The organism is Phyllobacterium myrsinacearum, assembly GCF_014138285.1.
In the GTDB taxonomy this organism is placed as follows: Bacteria; Pseudomonadota; Alphaproteobacteria; order Rhizobiales; family Rhizobiaceae; genus Phyllobacterium; species Phyllobacterium myrsinacearum_A.
In genome coordinates, this window is sequence record NZ_JACGXN010000003.1 from 58,362 (window position 1) to 79,811 (window position 21,450).

The 21,450-nt window shown below is 54.4% G+C and carries 18 protein-coding genes; 6 read left to right on the plus strand and 12 right to left on the minus strand.

What is annotated here, in order from left to right; all coding sequences use genetic code 11:
• Positions 1–19 precede the first annotated feature (19 nt).
• Together FHW16_RS12600 and FHW16_RS12605 are read right to left on the minus strand one after the other, a co-directional pair.
• The gene (locus FHW16_RS12600) at positions 20–652 is read right to left on the minus strand and encodes a Vgb family protein (protein WP_182549571.1); all 633 of its coding nucleotides are present in this window, start codon (positions 650–652) and stop codon (positions 20–22) included.
• A gap of 33 nt (positions 653–685) precedes the next feature.
• Positions 686–1,906, minus strand: a complete 1,221-nt coding sequence (locus FHW16_RS12605) for a helix-turn-helix domain-containing protein (protein WP_182549942.1) — start codon at positions 1,904–1,906, stop codon at positions 686–688.
• A gap of 112 nt (positions 1,907–2,018) precedes the next feature.
• Between FHW16_RS12605 and FHW16_RS12610 the strand changes: the two genes are divergently transcribed.
• Entirely contained in the window at positions 2,019–2,816 is a 798-nt protein-coding gene (locus tag FHW16_RS12610) for a DUF899 domain-containing protein (protein ID WP_182549572.1), read from the plus strand.
• A gap of 377 nt (positions 2,817–3,193) precedes the next feature.
• Here the strand turns inward: FHW16_RS12610 and FHW16_RS12615 are convergent, their stop codons facing one another.
• The 6 genes from FHW16_RS12615 to FHW16_RS12640 form a co-directional block, all read right to left on the minus strand.
• Entirely contained in the window at positions 3,194–4,846 is a 1,653-nt protein-coding gene (locus FHW16_RS12615; protein WP_182549573.1) for an FGGY-family carbohydrate kinase, read from the minus strand.
• Between the two features lie 2 nt (positions 4,847–4,848).
• Positions 4,849–5,577, minus strand: a complete 729-nt coding sequence (locus FHW16_RS12620) for an SDR family oxidoreductase (RefSeq protein ID WP_182549574.1) — start codon at positions 5,575–5,577, stop codon at positions 4,849–4,851.
• Positions 5,578–5,602: 25 nt separating this feature from the next.
• A complete protein-coding gene (locus FHW16_RS12625) occupies positions 5,603–6,853 on the minus strand; it encodes a sugar ABC transporter permease (protein WP_182549575.1) in 1,251 nt (416 codons plus the stop codon).
• Positions 6,850–7,671, minus strand: coding sequence for an ATP-binding cassette domain-containing protein (locus tag FHW16_RS12630; RefSeq protein ID WP_182549576.1), 822 nt, complete (start codon positions 7,669–7,671; stop codon positions 6,850–6,852). The genes FHW16_RS12625 and FHW16_RS12630 overlap by 4 nt, the downstream gene beginning before the upstream one ends.
• A gap of 91 nt (positions 7,672–7,762) precedes the next feature.
• Complete coding sequence (locus tag FHW16_RS12635) at positions 7,763–8,830, minus strand: ABC transporter substrate-binding protein (protein ID WP_182549577.1); 1,068 nt, start codon at positions 8,828–8,830, stop codon at positions 7,763–7,765.
• A gap of 220 nt (positions 8,831–9,050) precedes the next feature.
• A complete protein-coding gene (locus tag FHW16_RS12640; RefSeq protein WP_182549578.1) occupies positions 9,051–9,935 on the minus strand; it encodes an AraC family transcriptional regulator in 885 nt (294 codons plus the stop codon).
• A 501-nt stretch (positions 9,936–10,436) separates the two neighbouring features.
• On the opposite strand from FHW16_RS12640, the gene FHW16_RS12645 reads away from it, so the two are divergent.
• Positions 10,437–11,267 carry a Hint domain-containing protein gene (locus tag FHW16_RS12645; RefSeq protein WP_182549579.1) on the plus strand — a complete coding sequence of 277 codons (831 nt, stop codon included), beginning with the start codon at positions 10,437–10,439 and terminating at the stop codon, positions 11,265–11,267.
• 191 nt (positions 11,268–11,458) lie between these two features.
• Here the strand turns inward: FHW16_RS12645 and FHW16_RS12650 are convergent, their stop codons facing one another.
• The 3 genes from FHW16_RS12650 to FHW16_RS12660 form a co-directional block, all read right to left on the minus strand.
• Positions 11,459–12,613, minus strand: coding sequence for a helix-turn-helix domain-containing protein (locus FHW16_RS12650; protein WP_246711742.1), 1,155 nt, complete (start codon positions 12,611–12,613; stop codon positions 11,459–11,461).
• Between the two features lie 478 nt (positions 12,614–13,091).
• Entirely contained in the window at positions 13,092–14,198 is a 1,107-nt protein-coding gene (locus FHW16_RS12655; protein WP_182549581.1) for an FAD-dependent oxidoreductase, read from the minus strand.
• Between the two features lie 27 nt (positions 14,199–14,225).
• A complete protein-coding gene (locus FHW16_RS12660) occupies positions 14,226–14,501 on the minus strand; it encodes a hypothetical protein (RefSeq protein ID WP_182549582.1) in 276 nt (91 codons plus the stop codon).
• A 377-nt stretch (positions 14,502–14,878) separates the two neighbouring features.
• Between FHW16_RS12660 and FHW16_RS12665 the strand changes: the two genes are divergently transcribed.
• Together FHW16_RS12665 and FHW16_RS12670 are read left to right on the plus strand one after the other, a co-directional pair.
• Positions 14,879–16,351 (plus strand): oligosaccharide flippase family protein, encoded by a 1,473-nt coding sequence (locus tag FHW16_RS12665; protein WP_182549583.1) that lies wholly within the window; start codon positions 14,879–14,881, stop codon positions 16,349–16,351.
• A 39-nt stretch (positions 16,352–16,390) separates the two neighbouring features.
• Positions 16,391–17,401: a glycosyltransferase family 2 protein gene (locus FHW16_RS12670; protein WP_182549584.1), complete on the plus strand. Its 1,011-nt coding sequence runs from the start codon at positions 16,391–16,393 to the stop codon at positions 17,399–17,401.
• A 10-nt stretch (positions 17,402–17,411) separates the two neighbouring features.
• Here the strand turns inward: FHW16_RS12670 and FHW16_RS12675 are convergent, their stop codons facing one another.
• Positions 17,412–18,617, minus strand: a complete 1,206-nt coding sequence (locus FHW16_RS12675) for a polysaccharide pyruvyl transferase family protein (protein WP_182549585.1) — start codon at positions 18,615–18,617, stop codon at positions 17,412–17,414.
• Positions 18,618–18,799: 182 nt separating this feature from the next.
• Between FHW16_RS12675 and FHW16_RS12680 the strand changes: the two genes are divergently transcribed.
• Positions 18,800–20,041 carry a glycosyltransferase family 4 protein gene (locus tag FHW16_RS12680; RefSeq protein WP_246711743.1) on the plus strand — a complete coding sequence of 414 codons (1,242 nt, stop codon included), beginning with the start codon at positions 18,800–18,802 and terminating at the stop codon, positions 20,039–20,041.
• Between the two features lie 31 nt (positions 20,042–20,072).
• Positions 20,073–21,443: a glutamate-1-semialdehyde 2,1-aminomutase gene (locus tag FHW16_RS12685; protein WP_182549586.1), complete on the plus strand. Its 1,371-nt coding sequence runs from the start codon at positions 20,073–20,075 to the stop codon at positions 21,441–21,443.
• The last annotated feature ends 7 nt before the right edge of the window (positions 21,444–21,450 follow it).

Genomic DNA, 21,450 nt, shown 5'->3' on the forward strand with positions numbered 1-21,450 from the left:
ATGTTCCGGCAGTGACGGTCTAACCGGGCCGACGAACTGCACGCACCGTGCCACTGCTTCCTCCCCCGCAAAAGAACCGATCCCCGCCATCAGACTCCAGTCCTGAGACCCCCATCCCTGCCGGCATATCGAGCGTCACGAGGACCTCTCCGGTATCCGGATCAATCCGCCTGAGATCACTGTCATCACCTTCCCAGGTGCCGTGCCAGAGTTGACCATCGACCCAGCTGACGCCCGTAACGACGCGCTTGGATTCGATGGTACGGAGAATGGTCCCTGTCTGGGGATCGATCTGATGGATCTTGCGGCCTCGATGCTCACCCACCCAGAGCGTGCCTTCCGCCCAGGCCATGCCGGAATCGCCGCCGTTGCCCGGCGCCGGAATCGTGGCCAGCACACCGCCTGTCTTCGGATCAATTTTCTGGATCCGGTCTTCGGCAATCTGGTAGATGTACTGTCCATCGAAGGCCGTCCCGGCATGGGCGGCAACATCAATCGACCGAACCGTTTCGCCGCTTGCCGGATCAAGAGCATTCAACTTGTCACCAGACGCAAACCAGACGTTCTGACCATCGAATGTGACACCGTTTACACGGTCAACGCCCGGAAAAGGTCCATACTCACAGAGTATTTCGGCAGTGGAATGTTTCATGATATCCTCCTCATCATTTCCAATACGTCCATACTACTCACTTGGGAGCGGCCCGGGGAGTAACAAGATCGTCGGGAAACCCGGAACTGGCGGCGTCATCCAGCGGAGCGACCTCCCGCGACCGAACGACTGCGCCTTCCCTGCCGTTGCAAGCTGATCAAGTGCCCGCTGTACGGTGCGAGGACTTGCGTCAAGCGCTATTGCCAGCGCCGAACTTGACCAAGCCTCACCGTCAGCAAGAAGAGCGAGCACACCGGCATGCTGTTCTTCAAAAGGCGGGGCAAGGACGACGACCCGGCTTTGCTGTCGAAGCTCCAACGCAAAGCCGCGCTTTGTCGCCCCGATGTCAGCAAGCATCCCCACCTCGGCGCGCAGCCGCCCTATTTCGACACGCAACCGAGCACGATGCGATTCATCGGCGTATTTTCCTCTGAAGGCCCTTGCGATCAGGGTGCTCCGGGGTACATCTGCGGGCCACGCTTCAGCCAATGTGCGGACCAGCGCAAACAGGACCGGGCGCCTCGCCAATGAAACGGTCGAGCCGGGCGCGCGTACGACATGGCGGCATGCGTCGACGACCAGCGTATCAGATGCCAGCAACGCTTCGACGTCCGCAAGCAGCAAGGAGCGTTCTTCACCCCCAGCGATCAGCCGCGCTGCGGTCGTGCTCAGGACAAGAGACGCACTTTCGACCTCCGCCATCAGCACCGGAATGTCAGCCTGGAGCGCGGCTTGCCCAGCCCGCACAAGAGCAGCGCGAGCTGCCTTCGTATCCAGACGCCTGATGGCGATACCTGCGACGACCAGTGCGTGGGCAGCTCTTGATGCGGGCGGCAGGGGCGTGGGGTCAAGCGCAGCGAGCATACTCTCTGCCTCGTCCAGACGACCGATCAGCAGCAGGCGGCGCACCTCGAGATTGCGCGCATGCGCGGCATTGACGGCGTCACCGTGCGCTTCCAGGGTTGCCCGTGCGGCATCCAGTGATCTGGCCGGCCAGGAGAGGTCCCGCGAGACAAGCGCAATCTCCGCTTCGGCAACAATACATCGTGCCCGTGCCATTGCCTCTCGCGGACCAAATGCACGCGCAGCACTTTTCAGCAACGCTTTTGCACGGACGAAATCGCCGAGCTGTGCCATCACGATGCCTCTGAGTGCGAGTGCCGGCGCGTCGTCACGCAAGGCAACCCGCTTCAATGCGCCAAGGAGATCCCCCGCTGCAAGCGCACGGGCTGCTGCGTTGATCAGCGAGTCCATGGCAATCCCGTCACACTTGTAACTCCCATGTTCTGGTTCTCCGGCCTTAAGCTTCAGGATCAATACGTCGCATCCGCAATGGTAGACGACGGACAACTGAAGGAGAAGAACCATGACAGCACATCTGACGGGAACCCGTGACGAGTGGCTGAGCGCCCGACTAGATCTGCTTAAAGACGAAAAAGAGCTGACGCGGCGCAGTGATGCATTGGCTCTGAAACGTCAGGAATTACCCTGGGTACGGGTGGAGAAGGAGTACCGGTTTGATATAGATGAAGGGAGTGTCTTGCTGACAGACCTTTTCAAAGGCCGTTCACAACTTCTCGTCTACCATTTCATGTTCGGCCCCGACTATGCCGCCGGATGCCCGTCCTGCTCCGCCATTGCGGATGGATTCAACGGAATCACAGTTCATCTGGAAAATCATGATGTGGCCTTTTCAGCAGTATCACGAGCCCCGCTTGCAAAACTGCAGGCGTTCAAACAACGAATGGGCTGGGACTTTCCCTGGGCGTCCTCGTTCAGCAGTGAGTTCAATCGCGATTTCAGTGTCTGGTTTACTGCTGAAGAGCAACGCGACGGCCGGATAGAATACAATTTCCGTCACGAAGCACCGGCACCCGAGCCGCTGGCAGGCAGGACTGTACAGGAATGGCAAACGCCCGATAACGAGGGCCCCGTCGCCCAGATCGCCGCAATGACAGGCACTGATGTAGCCACATACACCCGGGACAGGCCCGGCCTCAGCGCATTCGCGCTCAGGGATGGTGCCGTCTACCACACCTATTCCAGCTACGCGCGTGGACTGGATGGCCTCTGGGGCATGTATCAATGGCTTGATCGTGCGCCAATGGGGCGCAACGAAAACGGTGTCTGGTGGCGTCATCACGACAAGTACGATCAAGGTTGAACCAAGATGTCTCCTCGTTCCAACCATGCGCAAAGAGCATCTCCCGCAGAAGGCGGATCCGCGGGGAGCCCGAGCAATCGGGAGAATGTCTTCAGCGGATTCGAATGGCTGTGTCTCCCGGCCTCGCCGACCTTCGCTCTCATGGCCCTGCTGGCCACTTCTACCGACAATGCGAACATGATCTGTTCGGCCACGCAAACGGCCTCACCATTCAGCGGAATGGTGGTCATGTATGTGTTGATGAGCGTCTTTCACTCAGCGCCCTGGTTCAGACTGTTTGCCCGTCGGCGAAACAGTTCTGCCCGCCCTCTCTGACAGGAAGCGTGCTATAATGGTGATCCGACGCGCGTGATCGCGCGTCGGATCTGCCGGAGAACCTACAAATCCGGATCAGGTGTCGTTGCATCCATCATGAGCGAACGGACGTGCCGATCAGCTGATTGCAAGGCTTCAAATGCACTGTATCGACACGCATGAAGGGTCTCGATTGAACCGCCAGCAGGCCTGAATACCTTCGACAGGCTTGACATGGCCTTCATGCTATCTCGCAGAGAGTTGTATTGCCCTGCGGCAGTTGCTCCGAGCATTGCTGCTCCAAGCAGCACCGGCTCGTCTGTCTCCGGAATTGCCACTGGCAGATTGGTTGTGTCGGCCATTAGCTGCCGCACCAGATTGCTTTGTGCCGCACCGCCACTCGCAATGATCAGGTCCGGCTGGATGCTGTCCTCGGCCAGCTTTTCCAGGAGCTGTTTGAGACCGTAACCGATTCCGCAGAGGCCAGCGACATAAAGCGAGATCAAATCGGCTATGCCGGTTTCAAGTCCGACGCCCGCAATGACTGCCCGCGCATCAGGATCGGCATAGGGCGAACGGTTCCCCAGAAATTCCGGAACGACGTGGATCGATTTTGCCAGTTCGACCGAACGGGTGAGATCAGGAGACAATTCCGTCGCCATGCCGTCAAGCCATGCGACGAGAGTGAGACCGGCCGCTTCTGCTTTCGCCTTGGCTTCCGAAGAAGCTGGATGCATCGTCACAAGATGATCTATAGCCGCACCGGCAGCGGACTGGCCACCCTCAGTCAGCCAGAGACCGGGAACCATGGCAGAATAATAGGGGCCCCATACTCCGTCGACAAAAACGGGACTGTCGTTTGATGCCATTGAACAGGCAGATGTTCCAAACACATAGGCCAGCCTGCTCCGCACATCGGACAGGTCGTTGGCATCAGCGGCGCCAAGCGTGCCCACGCCGCCCGCATGGGCATCGATCAGCCCCGCTGCGACAGCGATACCGGGGTTCAACCCAAGTTCGTGCGCCGCCGCAACAGTCAGCCCGCTCGCCAGCGCGCTACCGGGCTCGACGATATCGGTGCCAATTCTGGAAAACCCTTCCGCGGCCAGTTCCTCAAGCCCGATATCCCTGAAATACCGCGCGTCCCAGCGCTTCTCATGCGCAAGATATGTCCATTTGCAGGTAACCGTACAGATCGACCGGCTCAGTGAGCCAGTTGCACGCCAAGTCAGATAATCGGCAAGATCAAAGAATTGGTCGACGGCCGCAAAAGAGGCCGGGAGGTGACGCTTCAGCCAAAGCAGCTTTGGCGTTTCCATTTCCGGCGAGATACGCCCGCCGACATAACGCAGAACGTCATGATCGCCTGCATTGATTTCCGCTGCTTCATCGGCAGCACGATGGTCCATCCAGACGATAATATTGCGATCAGGATCGCCGGACGGGCCGACAGCAACAGGCGAGCCATCGGATTTGACCGCAACGAGAGAGCAAGTTGCATCGAAGCCGATACCGGCAATGTCTGCTGCCGGAATACCTGCTGAAGCGACGGCTTCCCTCACGCTGTCACAGACAGCTCGCCATATCTGCTCACTGGATTGTTCAACGAAACTGCCAGCTTCATGCCAGATCGTAACCGGACGTTTCGCCGACGCCAGCAAATGACCATTCTTGTCAAACACACCCGCACGGGCGCTGCCCGTACCCACGTCAACACCGAGAAAGAAACGGGACATGCCTAGAGATCCGTGCTGTTGGGTAGGATAACCAGATCGCGGATCGTGACGTTTTTGGACCTTGAGAGCATAAAGATAACTGCGTCTGCCACTTCCGTTGCCTCCATCAAAGCGCCCGATGCCATCGCCTCGTCCAGTTTCGCCTTCGGCCAATCACTGATCAATGCGGTAATCACCGGGCCGGGAGCGACCGCACCCACCCGAATGCCATGTTTTGCAACCTGACGCCGTACCGTGTGGACAAAAGCCTGAACTGCGTGTTTCGACGCCGTGTAGATCGGTTCCCACACGACCGGCACAAGACCGGCAATAGAGCTTGTCATGATAATGTCGCCGGACTTCCTTTCCACCATGTGCGGCAAGACCGCCTGAACGGATCGAAAGGCCGCATTGATATTCAGGTTGAGCATCCGGTCCCACGCATCGGGATCTCCGTTCACCACGTCGCCGCCAATATAGGAACCGGCATTGGCATGGAAGATATCAAGCTTGCCAAACCGCTCGAGAATCTGCGGCATCATCGTTGCAACGCTGGCAGAATTGGTCAGATCGACCACCAACGGAAATGCCTGAGGTCCAAGGTCCGCGCATGCGCTTTTCAGTCCATCCTCGGATCTGTCGACAAGCACGACGCTGACCCCTTCCTGCAACAGTGATTTGGCGCATTCAAGTCCAATGCCAGAGGCGGCCCCGGTAATGGCTGCGACCTTTCCAGAAAGTTCCTGTCTCATATCAATTCCTACCTTGGTTATTATATCAGGCTCGTCCGTGCGAAACCCGTGATTGGCGAGCCAGCGAGTCGACAATGACCGCAATGGCGAGAACAGCACCGGTGATCATGTAACGAAGCGACGATGACAGATCGAGCAGCGTCAGACCGTTGGCAATCGACTGGATGACAACGATGCCGAGCAGTGCGGAATAGGCGCTGCCGCGTCCGCCAAAGAGGCTTGTTCCGCCGATCACAGCTGCCGCGATCGCGTTGAGGTTGACGTCACCGGTACCGGCCTGCTGGCTGGCCGATGCCAGGCGGGCGGCGGCCAATACACCACCGAACGCCGCCAGCATCGAGCAGAGCACAAAGGCACTGGTATAGATACGCCGTACGTTGATACCAGCTCGCCTCGCGGCCTCCCGGTTGCCACCGACTGCTGTCATCGAGCGGCCCCATTTCGTTCGCGTGAGAGCGTAGCTCATGGTCATGACAAGACCGACAAACAGACCGAACATCCATGGAATGCCACGATCCTGGTTGAGGTAGAAGACAATGAGCTCGAGAACGAGGGTAATGGCGACTGCGCGCACAATGATGCTGCCGGCCGACGGTGCGGACAGATTGGCCGCGCGGCGCCGGGCTATGGTACGAAAGCCCGTCACCAGCATGACGATCCCGGGAATTGCTGCCAGCGTATAGGAAACGTAATGCGGCATGACCAATAGCTGACCGAAGTTCACCACGGGCGAACCGTATGGCAAATTGATCGAACCGGTCGAGCCCAGCACATAAAGCTGCATTCCAAGCACGGCGAGCAAACCCGCAAGCGTCGAAACGAAGCTCGGCATGCCGAGACGGTTGAACAGCAATGCGTAGAGGCAGCCAAAAAGCCCGCCAACTGCGACAGCCGCAACGATTGCGAGCGCCACCGGCCAGCCCTGATTAACCCAGAGTGTGCCAACCAGCGCCGAAGCAAAACCACTGATCGACCCGACAGACAGGTCGATTTCACCAACCATCAGCACGCAGACGATGCCGAGCGATATCACACCCACGGTCGAAGCATCAAAGAGCAGATTGACAAGATTGTTGCTCGACAGGAAGATCGGATTGAGGCTGGCAAAAACGGTCCAGATGATGGCAAGCCCGACGACAACGGGCAGCGAACCGAGATCACCGGAGCGGACGCGCTCGAAGAATGCGCTGACCGTGCCGCCGATACCTGTTTCATGTTTCACCCGTACGTCGCTGCGATCCAGCAACGGTGGTGCCTGTTTGATAGTACCGGTCATATCTGCCCCTCCTGCGTAATGTCAGACTGCGCCTGACGACGTCCTGCTCTTCGGGAAACGGAGTTATCCGCTGCGCCCGTGATTGCCCCGACCAGTTCCTGATTGGAGGCATCTGGATAGAAAACGCCGTTGTTGCGGCCGAGTCTGAGAACGACAATCCGGTCAGCGACAGCTCTGACATCCTCCATATTGTGACTGATCATGACGACGCCTAGACCGCGATCGCGAACACGTTCAATGAGGTTCAGTACTTCAGCAGTCTGCGCCACACCCAATGCTGCCGTGGGCTCATCCAGCAAGATCAGCTTTGGCTCAAGCAGCAGCGAACGGGCAATTGCAACGGTCTGGCGCTGCCCGCCTGAAAGCGATGCGATCGGAATACGCACGCTCGGAATACGGGCGGAAAGCTCGTTCAGCAGCGTCCACGCCTTCACTTCCATGGCAGTCTCATCGAGCTTCAGCGGGTTGAGTTCCCTGCCGAGGAAGATATTGGCGACGACGTCAAGGTTTTCGCACAAAGCGAGATCCTGAAACACGGTCGCAATACCCAGATTGAGTGCAGTGCTCGGATTGCTGAGCGTTACGGGAGCGCCGCGAAAGGTCACCGTGCCGGATGTCGGTTGATGGACACCCGCGAGGATTTTCACGAGGGTTGATTTGCCCGCGCCATTATCGCCAACAAGCGCCACGACTTCGCCAGCGTGAACATCCAGATCAATATCGGTCAATGCCGATACCGCACCAAAATTTTTGGAGACGCCGCGCAGGCTAAGCACGAGCTCGCCAGATGGAACAGCTCCGTCGGATATATCAGTCATGCTGCCTGCCTTTCGATAGGTCCGGGCGGGACGAGAGAGGGATAATCTTCCGGTACCACCATGGGATGACCGGAAGATCATGTTCACATTGTCAGTTGATACCGAGCTTCTTGCAGCCTTCCGCATAGCGGCCAGTGCAGAGTTCTGCGGCTGTGACGATCTTCTTGTCGATGATCTCGGCCTTCAGGTTCTCGGCCGTAACAACCGCCGGAATGAAGAGCTGCGAGGGTGTATCGTAGAGGGTTGTCTCAGCTTTTGGCGTTTCACCGGAAAGCAACTGGACAGCGACATTGGCAGCAGCGGCAGCAACAATCTCGCTCGGCTTCGAAATGGTATTGTACTGATCGCCGGCAACAATAAGCTGAAGCGCTGCAATCGTCGCATCATTGCCGGTAACAGGTGGAACAGGATCGACGCCTGCCGCCTTGAAGGCTGCGATTGCACCACCGCCAGTGCCGTCATTTGCCGCGACAACACCGAGGATCTTCTTGCCAAACCGTGTGATCTGACCGCTGGCCCACTGTTGCGCCTTTGGCGGCGCCCATTCTGGAGTGTCGTATTCCGCAAGGATCGGATAGCCGCTGGTGTCGAGGCCGGTGTGAATGCCCTTCTTGATGAGGCCGGCCGCTGCATCAGTCGGCGAGCCGTTGATCTGCAGCAGGCCACCGTCGCCAGCTTCAATTTTCAACGACTTGAGATGCTGCACGAGCGAGTCTGCGATCGCCTTGCCAATTCCTTCATTGTTGAAGGAAACGTAGAAGTCTGCTGGTGTTGAAGGAATCGGCCTATCGTAGGCGATAACCTTGACGCCCTGGCTTTGAGCCAGCTTAACCAGAGAGGCCGCTGCGGTCGAGTCAACAGGATCAAGGACAATTGCCTTCGCCCCCTGCGAGATAACCGAATTAAACTGCTGTTGCTGACGGGACGCGTCGGCATCGGCATTCTGGTAGATTACCTTGCATCCGGGACACAGCTTCTTCATCTCTGCGGCAAAGCCGGGATAATCATGTTGCTCATATCGGGTGGATGCCTGATCAGGCATCAGAAAAGCCACGGTCGCGTCGGTTACCTTTGCGGACTGCGCAAATGCAGCCGTACCGCTGAGCAGTCCCAGGGTCAGCACCGCGGCGCCGGTCAATTTCCATACGAATGATGTCATTGGAGTTCTCCGTTCCAATTCAATTGAGTAATGAAAGCCGCAGGCTCGTTGTGTCTGGCTGCAGGCTCATGTGATGCACGTAAAATCCCGGCGTCGGGCGCGGGTTTTCTGGATGCTTCCGTTCGCCAGTTTTGGGCATAGGCAATCCTATCGGGATACGTGTGTGTCCCGTTCCGCTTATGCCTGGATCTATTCTGTTTTTCCTCCCGGTCCTCCCTCGTTACGCGGCCTCCACCGCTCTTAAATTCTGCGCCAGCAGTGTCCGGAAGCGCGTGGGTGCCATGCCCTTCTGCTCCAGAAACCGGCGATTGAAATTTGAAATATTATTAAAACCTGCGGCAAAACAGATGTCAGTTATCGACAGCGCCGATTGGCTCATCAGAAGATGACAGGCGAAATTGATCCGCAGCCGATTAACGTATTTTACAAGCGCCATGCCTGTGTGACGCCGAAAACTGCGCGAGAACGCACTCTGGCTCTGTCCGCTCAGTGCAGCGAGGTCGCTTTCATTGAAAGGCTCGGTCAAATGCATATTGATGTAGGAGAGCGCCCTGTTCACACCCGCCGACATAAATCCTGATGGATCGGGATGATATTGCGCATTGGCAAGCGTGCGGGTGCCCTGGGCCCGGCTCAGTGTGTTGAGGACCCCCATAAACAGCTCGATGCGCCGAATTCCAGTGGCACCAACCAGATCGCCCAACAACGGACCGACCAATGCCGCCGTATCAGGTGTGAACAGTGCACCGCGCCGGCTCAATTCCAGAATGTCCTGGCAAGCCGAAAGCTCGGGAAATATCTTGCTTGCCTCAGCAAAAAAGGACTCAGAGAATTGAAGCACCCTGCCACGCAGCGGCAGGCTCACACCCGCGGGAACATCGCTCACCCAGTTGTGAGGCAAGTTCGGCCCGGTAAGAACGAGATTGCCGGGCTCAAAATCACCGATGAAATCACCGACAAAGTATTGACCTGTCGTTGCCACAACATGATGGATTTCGTACTCGGGATGGAAATGCCAGCGAACGGTGCGATAGGGATAGCCATGCTCCCACGCCTTGAAGGACTCGCCACTGCCGATCGCAACGACTTCCAGATCCGGCTTCATCAATGCCCCTCCCTTCACCTGGCCAGAATTGATCTGGCTTTGGTACCTCCTCCCAGAGGTCGTCTTCTTCTATTCTCAAAGTGTACGCGCAGATAAAGTGAGCCGCTACTACGCCATCAACATCCGATTGATACTTTTTTGACATTTTACACTGACATGATGCCACTATCTACAATAATGGCTGAGTGGGCGTACAGCTGCGATGTCAGAAAATCCACCGAACAGCTTCTCAGCTGTTCGGGCGGAATGCTTGCAAGTGTCAGCACGCAACCCTTGAGTAAACAATTGGCTATCGATGAATGGTCGGCACGTCTTAAGACGTACAACCCGTCCTCCAAAAGGATGGAGCTGGCACCCGCCATGTGTACTTTGTCGGATTCAATACACCTATTTCAGCATTCATCAACGGCCTAAATCCAAGGATTTTCTGGTCACGCTTTGATGTAGGCTGATCACAAGGAAACTCGGATCAACACACACAGCGAACCCATGGAGGGGACTATGTCACCAGATACAAACCAGCAACGGCCACTCAGCCGCGCGAGGCGTCACTTTCTTGGCGTCGTGCTTTCAACCGGTGCCAAGGTTACTGCGATTGGTGCTCTAGCGACAACGATATTTTCTTTGCCAGCGAAATCTATGGGAACCAAATGGTGGGAAGAGGGCAATGGTACCAGCGGCAATGGACAGAATTGCTTTCTCCGGGGCACGTCGATTACGACCCCCGCAGGCGAGATTCGCATTGAGGATCTTCAAATAGGGGATCTTGTTCGCACAATGCGCGGCAAAGCAATGCCGGTCAAATGGATCGGACGCCAAGTTTTCAAAAAGAACAGCCCATCCTGGATCGACAGCGTGATGCCAATCCGTATTTCACGCCAGGCTCTCGACCAACGAACACCTCACACAGATCTTTATCTCTCTCCCAATCATGCCTTGTTTATCGATGGCGTCCTCATCCGCGCAAAAGACCTAGTCAATGGTATTTCCATTGCGCCTGCCCTTCCCGATGAACGAGAGATCATCGAATATTTCCACATTGTGCTCGATACTCATGAAGTGATCATGGCCGAGGGCGCTCCCGCCGAGACATTCCTGCTCCGCAGCAGTAATTATGAGACTTTTACGAACTTCGCCGAATTTGCACGCCTCTATCCCGCTGGCTCCCGCTCCACCATGGTACCTTTCGCGCCGGTCGTCGGATATGAAGGCGGCCGGGAGCACCTTAAGGCGCTTCTTCGCCTGGCTACACCCCGCTTTGTCCACAGACCAGATCCTGTCCAGGAAGCCCGTAATAAAATTGCAGCGCGTGCCAGACAAACCGTCAGCTGAAATCAGCGGCATACATGGCGTACGTGTGTGAGCCATTCACATGAACGTTTAACAGTAATTTTTGGAGGAAACCGCTCGATAGCGGGATATGGGATATTTTAATGCCAGGTACTCGAACCAATCTGCTTCGAGAACCTGGCATTGTTCGTTTGGCCGATGCAGAATCCGAAGAGAAGCTGTACAGATATCGGCTATGTGCCAAGCGCTTTGAGCCAGTCTCCAAATGTACCTTCCTGTTTATCCCAGTGCGAGCTGGATGCGACAGGAACCTGCGAGGATGCCGCACTGCGGGCCGCACTTGGGCTATAGCCGAACTCCTTGCTGAAAGCCCTGCTGAAATTAGCAGCTGAACTGAATCCAACCGTTTGGCCGATATCGGAAATCTGCTGGTTGTTGGCTGGATCACTAAGTGCAGCATGTGCGGACAAAAGCCGACGTTTTTGAATATAATGGAGAACACCCCCACTCGGCTCGAACAATTGATACAAATGTGTCCGGGATATTCCCAAAGCCCGGGACAACGTCTCCGGCGACAGATCCTCGGAATAAAGATTAATTTGAATATGGTGGCGGGCACGCTCAATCAATGCCGCTCCCAACAGACGATTGGACACGGGTTCCTGCCCCGTCAGGGCCAGAAGACATGTCGTCACCATCGACTGAACTATTCGAACAACACCAGGCAGTTCGTCGGTTCGCAATGTCGGAAGCAGGCCTTCCAACGCAACAACGTACTCAACCAGAAGACTGGTTAAATTGCCGGAAAGCAGAGAATTGTTTCTGATATTATGGCCGCTGAACGTTTCTGCGAATACATCTCTCGGAAGATAAAGCTGCAAGCTTTCCGCATCGGTGGCTCTTCCACGAAAAGGGAAACCAAGGGACCGAATAACCGCTTTGCCTGGTTCATTCTCGACGACGGCACCGTTCATCTCTGTCCAGCTGCGGCCGCTGCGCATGATCGCAATTACCCAGTGATCAATTGAACTTGTTCGATGTCGGGTCTCGGAACGAGCGTAGCTGTGACCCGGAACACGCTGTTTTGCGATCAACATGCCTCCAAGATTCCAGGCGGTATGTTCTGCCAGAAAGCCTGCCGACGTTGATTGTTGATCAGGAATTCGAACATCCACTACGCCTGAAACATATTCTTTCCAGGCGTCAAACTGATCTTCGGGCGGCAATTGAAAGGTTGAAAAATGCAGGGGCTTGAGTGCAGGCGGTTCAAACGAATTGAGCCGATCCTGGGCTGCCGGCTGGCGTGGCCATCGACGTCGCTCCAAACCAGATGACGCATTCTCCGTGGCGGATGCTTCACTTTCCCTGTCTTTGAAATCGTTCATCATCTGGCTCCTCGCAAAGCCGTCATTAGGGGTATGTGAAGAGAATTTGCGAGAACAACCGAGAAAAAACAAAATCGCTGCAGCACGAAATAATTGATGCCGCATTTAGATCGATGATCTTGTCGAACTCGAAAAGGCACCAATGAAGCTCCTTCATTCTAATATCGGTGGCGATGAGATGCCTGATCATGCATTTTATGATCACCAGGTTGCATACTCATCCCCGGGCATAACCCGCTCCCGACAACAAACCACAGTGAACACAATGTTGGATTGGTCGAAATTGATCGACCTTATCAAATAAGGGTAATTTTCTCTCAGAATGTCAGCATGTAATTGCTGCATTTTGAATATAGATGACATTTATCATGGCTTAATTATGCAGTACACGCCCCTTGGAGGAAAGATATACTTATGACTTAAAAATACTACGAAAGTTGGACGTAGCCAGAAAGCCTTCCCGGAAATGTCCCACAAGCCTTCACACCAACGCCGACACATATTGCGCAATCGGCAGGCAGGACGTGAGACCAGGGCTTTCTATTCCGAAGACATTCACCAGCCCTTTGACAGAATGCAATGCAGGCCCCTCAATCATGAAGTCAGTGACAGCACTTCCCGCAATGCTTAATTTCGGTCTGACACCGCAATAGGCTGGTTCGAGACATCCGTCCGGCAGCAATGGCCAATATTTTCGGATTGCTTCGTAGAAAACTCCTGCCCGCGCCGGATCCACGGCATAGTCGATGGCATTAATCCATTCGACGTCAGGTCCAAATCTCATGCTCCCCGCCAAGTCGAGAGTCAGATGAATTCCCAGCCCTCCAATTTCGGGCACCGGATAAACCAGATGACGGAACGGAGCCGTGCCCGGAACCGAAAAATAGTTTCCCTTGGCATAGCGAGACTGGGGCACGTTTTTCTTTGGTAACGCGGCGATGCTCATGGCCAACGCGGGTGCATTCAATCCACAGGCATTGATGAACATAGCCGATTGAAATTCATATTGACGTCCGCTTTGCGTTTCGACTGTCCCGAGGACAAATCCGTCACTATTTGCGACAACAGACTCCACCTTCGTATTGAAGGCGATCATGGCGCCATGCACCTGGGCGTCACCCAGCAAGGCCAACATCAGGGCATGGCAATCGATAATTCCGGTTGAAGGAGACATAATCGCGGCCGTACACATAAGGTCGGGTTCAAGGAGCTGCGCTTCGCTCCTCGATAAGAATTGCAGATTCTTGACACCACAAGCAGCTGCACGGCCGGCAATCTGAGTGAGAATCTGAACCTGCTTATTATCCGTGGCGACAATTAATTTACCACATTGTTTGTGCGGTACCCCGTAGTCTCTGGCAAACCTGTAAAGCGCAGCATTGCCTTCCACACAAAACCGCGCCTTCAGGCTATGTTCTGGATAATAGAGACCGGCATGGATGACCCCGGAATTGCGTGAACTTGTGCCGGTTCCGACAGACCCAAACTCCTCGACAATCAGAGTTTCGATACCTCGCCTTGCAAGTTCCCGGGCTATTGCAATTCCGATGACGCCGCCGCCGGCAACAACGCATCCCACTTGATCCACAGTTTCATCCTCGCTCGTTCGATAGTTTCAAGAACTCAGCTTTTTCTCCAAACTCAACAGAGTTTCAATAATCTTGATTCCAACGCGTTCAAAACTGGGATAGTGCGCGAGATGCTCGTCATCCCAATCGGCCGGCGCAAGGCCGCTGCCGCCATCCTGCGGTGCAAGATTTTTCAACTCATTGAGAAGTTCCTGGACCGAGTGAGATGTGGGACGCGTTCCGGTGGCAGCATGCAGAAAGAGCGCGCGAAGCCAGAACTGCATCGCCATCATTTCTGTACGTATCTGTTCATCGTCGATCATGAAAGTCTTGGAGCCTTTAAACCCATCCGAACCGCTTCATTAGCATTGTTACGAACTGGATTCATAATTGGACTGACGGAGAAGGGGTACATCCTAAAGCGGATAAGCTTTCGACGCCGGCAATGAAAACGATATAGTTCCGTTATCTTTCATACAGTTCCGAACGCCGGAAGCCACCCAATCGGTTGCCCCTGCGCCCCATCCTTACCGTACCTACACCAAACGGCTTAGGGCCACCCCAACTGAATGGTCAACTTAAACCTGCGTTTGCAAAGGACTAGGCTCACTGCTGACCGCGTGATCGCCAGAAGGGCAGGAACTCAACCCATACGAAAGCGCTCGAATAACAAGCGCAGCAATCAAGAAGAGATCAACGAGTGAGCACTGTCCGCCGGGCGTTCTTCATGGCAATACTGGAGCAATATTCGCAAGTGATCGTCAGCATTGCGATGATCACTGTCCTGTCGCGTTTGCTTGACAGCAACGAGATAGGCATAGCCGTAATCGGCTTGGGCATTGGCACAATCGCGCTGACTTTCCGGGAGTTCGTGACGGCTGAGTACCTCATTCAGCGCGAAACACTGACGGCCCAAGATGTAAGGACGAGCTTTACACTTACATTTGGCTTTTCCATGATTATCGGATGTTTTCTGTTTTTCTCCTCCCCGTTCCTGTCCAGTTTCTATGGTCAGTCTCAACTGGTCACATTCATCAAAATACTAGCATTCGCCGGTGTGGTTGATTCCGTTGTATGCCCCATCGTCGCGCTGCTGCGGCGCGATCTGACATTTGGAGCGGTGACACGTATCAATGCAATTGGAAGTATAACAAATGCCGTCGTAACCATCATTTTTGTTACATTGGGTTTCGGATATATGGGGTTCGCTTGGGGAACGCTTGCATCGGCAATTGTCAGGGTACTTTTTGCTTTTCACGCCAAGCCCATCTTCTGGATGCTGAAGCCGTGCCTCACAAGCTGGCGATCGGCTTTTGCATTCGGCTCTTACAAAGGGGCATCCACACTGCTGGACCGCTCCTACGAAGCTCTGCCCCAATTGGTGCTCGGCAGGATCATGCCCTTGGCTGCTGTCGGCCTATACAACCGGGCAAACCTTGTTTGCGGGCTGCCGGACAAGGTTCTGCTTTCCGCAATATTCTCGGTCGCCTTTCCCGCATTTGCCGCTGAAGTCAGAGCAAACCGGAACGTCAAGAAAGCCTATCTTCGGATTATCAGTTATATCACGGTCCTTTATTGGCCGGCAGCGCTTGTCATGACAATTCTTGCCTATCCTATTGTCCATGTTGCGTTGGGGCCATCATGGACAAGCGCTGCGCCTCTTGTGCAGATATTCTCGCTCGCCGCCCTTTTCTGGTTTCCGAATATTCTGACATTTCCGGTTCTGGTTGCGATGGGAGCGAACAGGGAAGCATTCGAAGCCAATTTCATTGGCAGGGGGCTCTCGATGTTTGTTATCTGCACGGCCAGCTTTTTCGGGTTGTATGCCTTAGCCGGAAGCCAATTCATTGTTCTGCCGTTTCAGATGTATCTTTCCCTGATCTACGTGAAGCGACATGTGCCTTTCGCATGGAGCGAATTATTTCACGTTTTGTATAGAAGCGGCCTGATCACCGCGTGGGGAATCGCCGGTCCGCTAATCGTCCTTGCAGTAAATGGTTTTCAGTTTGATCTGTCGATCATGCAGGCCTGCATCGCCGGCTGCCTCTCGGCAATCGGCTGGCTTGCCGGGCTGTTCATTCTCAAGCACCCCTTCCTCGACGAACTGGAGGGCCTCGCGAGAATTGCAATGTTTGCACTTGTGGCGAGGAAAAGCTCCGTAGCGATCAAATAACGGGTCGACCGTCTCAGATTTAGAAGTGGATTGCGGACAATGAAATCCGTCGATGTTGTCATACCGAACTACAATTACGGCCGCTATCTACGCGGCTGTATCGACAGCATTCGAAGTCAGCCCGTTGAAGAACTACGCATTCTGGTAATCGACAATGCCTCTACAGACGAAAGCGTAGCAATAGCTCGGGAACTGGCAAAGACGGATCCGAGAATCGAGCTGCTCTTGCGCGCTGAAAACCGCGGCGCACATGCTTCATTCAACGATGGAATCGATTGGGCGCGGTCGGATTATTTTCTGATCCTCTGTTCAGATGATTACCTGGCGCCGGGGGCCCTGCCCCGTGCACTGGCCCTGATGGAAACGCATCCTGATGTCCATCTGACACACGGAAAGACATTGTTTCTGGCTGAAACGGCCTTTCCCAGCGGTCAAATTGCCGCCCCCCCTTCATCGGCGGCCTGGGCAAAGCAGGATGGAATGGCATTTGTGGAAACTGTCTGCCGAAGCGGGAGAAATTTCATCAGCGGCCCTACCGTGATCGTCCGAACTGCAATTCAAAAGAAAGTCGGTCATTACAAGCCTACCCTGACACATACCGATGATCTGGAAATGTGGCTGCGCTTTGGGCTCCATGGTTCTGTCGCGCAGACACAAACCATTCAGGCGGTTGCGCGGGTTCACAGCGTCAATCAGTCCGCTTCTGTTCGCACCTTGAAACAGTGGAGCATCGAATTTGAGGCCGCGTTCAGATCGTTCTTTGAAAGTGACGGAGCAAATCTTGCCAATGCTGACATACTCTTTCGGCACGCGCGCCACGCGTTGAATGAGAGAGCATACTGGTCGGCAATCGCGCAGTTTTGCCGAGGCGAGCCAGGTGCGCGGGATTTGTTGCGCCATGCGATTAACCTGCGGCCTTCAACGGCATTCCTGCCCCCGTTCAGTTACCTGATGCGACGAACAGAAACATCAGCGCTGATAGGGAGCAGTATGAGAAGACTTGGCAATCGCTTGCGGACATCTGTGTTATCAGCCCGCTCGTCACACTGAAAATGCCGGTTTATGCGGTCCGCAGCGGATCGATCACGTTGTCGTTCAACAATCGTTCCTGGACAGACAGTTCCTGTTGAACGGTTACGTTTCTTGTAGCCAATTGCACGTGCACATCATCAAGGACTGCCAATATCTCCCGGGTTTGATCCTTCAGCACCTCCACATCGAACGTTTCGATATGTTGGCAATAATGCTGGCCAAACTGTGCCAGCAACTCATCATTTTTTTGAGCGTACCCCAGAGAGATAGTGGGACGGGCAAGCTTCAGAGCGCAGACAATATTGTGGTAGCGTGTTGCGATCACGATATTGACCCTGCTCATCTCATTCATCAATTCGTGCAGGGTTGCACCACGCCCGACAGTGATCCGGTCCATGGCATTTCCACTCATCGTACCGGAAACTTTCTCGATAATATCCCGAACTGCTCGCCAATCCCGCTCATCACCGGTCAACAAACGGACATCATGCCCTTCTTCGAGCAGCCAACATACAAATGATGCAAGCTTGCCGATGTATAAACGATTAATGGCTTCACCAAATATCGCATCCTTGGACCACCCGCGATAATCCATAACGCCGACCCCAACCGTCAACACCCCAATATGCTCTGGTCGGGGTAAAGATGGCACTGGAAGCCGGAAAGCAATATCGGGAAACTGGTAATCATGATCCACGCGAAGACCCGCCTTTTTCATGTATGCCAAAGAGTATTTATCCCGATAGGACCGATAATGCGCCATTTTTGCTGCTGAGCGGAGAAACCAGCGGCTCAAGGAATGTTCGATCGGCCCGGCACCGATACTGACAAACGCGATCTTGGTGCTGCGCAATCTGGCTGCCAGACACCAGCGGAAAAGGACAAAGGGCCAGCCGAACGGAGTTTCTTGAAAATCATCCAATATTCCAGTGCCGGGGATGACCATAAGATCCACCCCTCCCAGACTTGCAAGAAGCATGTAAAGACTGGCAATTCGGCGTGGAATGTCTGCGAGCAAGGTATTGAAGCGGATATACCACTTGCCCTGCAAGACTATTCCGCTGATCCCGATGGATTTGACATTGTACTCTTTCTCGACAAGTTCCGGATTGGAACAGATGCACACGAGTTCTGCAGTCTGGGGTAGGGAGCGCAGAAAATTCAGCATCGCTTCCAGAGAACCGTCATTCCCCGTATTGCCGCTACCAAACTGCCCCAACAAACAGATTTTCATACAAAACCCCTCGAGGAGGCATCGTTTATCGGACCTCTCGCAGACGGAAGTTTGCTGGGGTGAGTGGGTAAAAAATACATGGACATTGGAACAGTTTGACCAGCCGAATGAGCATGTGCCTCCTCCCAATGGATTAGGGCCTTATCCGCCATGGAGCATTCATTTCCACCCGGTCCCGGTTCATGCTGATTTTTCGACACATCTCAGCAACTCAAGGTCAGGACTTCATGAAGTTCGCATATTTCGTCCGTCCTCATATCGGAGGCACCTATTCCGTGTTCAAACAGCTGCGGGCGGGGCTGGCTGAAAAGGACGTGGATGTTCACTGGATGAGCATAGACTCCCCTGGTTCAGTTCATGATGATCAATGGCTTCCTGAATTCAGCTACGGATCTCTGGTGCAGGTTCATGGTGGGATGACTGAACGAGATCAGGCAGAGACACTTGTACAAGCTCTGGAAGATGGGGGGTTTGACGGCATATTCATCAATGTTCTCAGCGAGAGAATTCTGACGAATATTGCGCGATATCTCCCCGAAAAATTCTTGCGCATCATGATCGTGCACAACATCACGGCGGGGACCTATAGCGCGGCGAAGGCTATAAGAAATCATGTTCATGCGACCATCGGGGTCTCGGAGCGTATTCGCAGCGATCTGGTCAGAAAATTGGATTTTCCTGCGCACCGGACTTTTGTCATTCCACATGCCGCCGGATCTTCTTCCACACGCGATATTCGGCGCGAAGCCAATATGAGCGACATTCTGCGCCTCATTTTTCTTGGACGCATCGAAGACGCCTCGAAGGGCGTGTTCTGGCTTCCGGAAATTTTGTCCCATCTACCCCAGACAGTTCATTTGACCGTTGCTGGTGATGGACCGGATCTTGGAAACTTGAAGGATAAACTTTCGCCCCACCTTCATCGGGTCACCTTCCTCGGTGCCGTTCATCCCGAAAAGGTACATAATCTCCTTCTCCAGCATGATGTGCTCATCATGCCGTCCCGCTACGAAGGATTTGGGCTCACAATCACAGAAGCAATGTCAGCCGGCTGCATTCCGGTGGTCTCGCGTATTCGAGGTGTCACAGACACCATAATCGATGATGGTACGAACGGATTCCTTTTCCCCATTGGAAACAGCCGGGAAGCCGCGCAGATCGTTGCCCAGATTCATTCCAATGCGGAAACAGCCCAATGGTTGTCCGATGCGGCGCAATGCAAGGCAGACGCTACATTTACCCTGGAGATCATGGCTGAGCGATACTTGAATGTTATTCGCAACGTCAAAGCAGACCCGATCAACATTGCAGCCCCGCTCAGAATGGAGGAGTGGGCAATGCCGAGAGGTCTGCGCTCGGGTTTGCGGACACTGGTACCACGACCTTTGAAGAATTGGCTGCGCGTGGTGCGTGAGCGGATTTGAATACTTCTCGGGCGCATAGGAGACCTGACATATGGTCAAATCAATCACAGACTTTGAGAAATCAAACAATTTGCGTGAGGTCGCGCATCATTTGATTCCAGGCGGCGCGCATACCTATGCAAAAGGTGAGGACCAATATCCAGTCCTGTCACCCGGCTTCATAGCAAGAGGCCAAGGCAGTCATGTGTGGGATATCGATGGCAACGAGTACATTGAATATGGAATGGGAAATCGTGCTGTCGGGCTTGGCCACGCCTACCCGCCAGTGCTCGAAGCGGCGATGCACCAGCTCAAACTCGGTTGCAATTTCACACGCCCGGCTGAAATAGAAGTGGAATGTGCAGCGACCTTTCTGGAGACCGTTCCTTCGGCGGAAATGGTCAAGTTCTGCAAGAATGGATCCGATGCTACCTCTGCCGCGGTAAGGCTGGCACGCGCAGTTACCGGACGGGACATGATCGGCATCTGCGCCGACCATCCATTTTTCTCAACGGATGACTGGTTCATAGGTTCGACGGAAATGAATGCGGGTGTACCGATCGCCGTTCAGGAATTAACCGTCGGTTTCCGATACAACAGTCTGGAAAGCGCCCGAGAGCTTTTTGCGCGATACCCACGCAAGATCGCAGCGCTGATCCTTGAACCCTCAAGGGGAGAAGGATCTTCACAATCATTTTTACACGGCTTGTTGAAGCTTTGCCACGACAATGGTGCCTTGCTCATTCTCGATGAGATGATCACAGGTTTCCGCTGGCACAGGGGTGGCGCCCAGCAGGCCTATGGCATAGTGCCGGACTTGTCATGTTTCGGCAAAGCGCTTGGCAATGGATTTTCAGTTTCAGCTCTGGCCGGCAAACGTGAATTCATGAAGCTGGGCGGCTTGATCCAGCCATTTAAACCCAGAGTATTTCTTTTATCGACGACACATGGTGCAGAGACGCATGCTCTTGCTGCAGCTATCGCCACCATGCGCATTTATCAGAACGAACCGGTGATCGAACACCTTCATCAGCAAGGACAGCAGCTCAAGGATGGCATTCAACAGGTGGTCGACAGGCACGATCTTGCCAATCACATGCGCATAACTGGACGGGACTGTTGCTTGACCTATGCAACGCTGGATTCTGAACGATTACCCTCTCAAGCCTTCCGGACGTTATTCTTGCAGGAGACGATACGGCGAGGGATACTCATGCCTTCACTTGTCGTGAGCTACACACACACAACAGAGGACATCGATCGCACCATAGAAGCAATAGATGGCGCACTCGGCATATATCGTCAGGCACTTCAGAACGGAGTGAGCAATTATCTAGTAGGGCGCCCCTCTCAACCGGTTTTCCGTCGCTTCAACAATGCGATGCCGCTTCCTGACAACCTGGAACGCGTGGGCCGTGCCTGATCTGCAC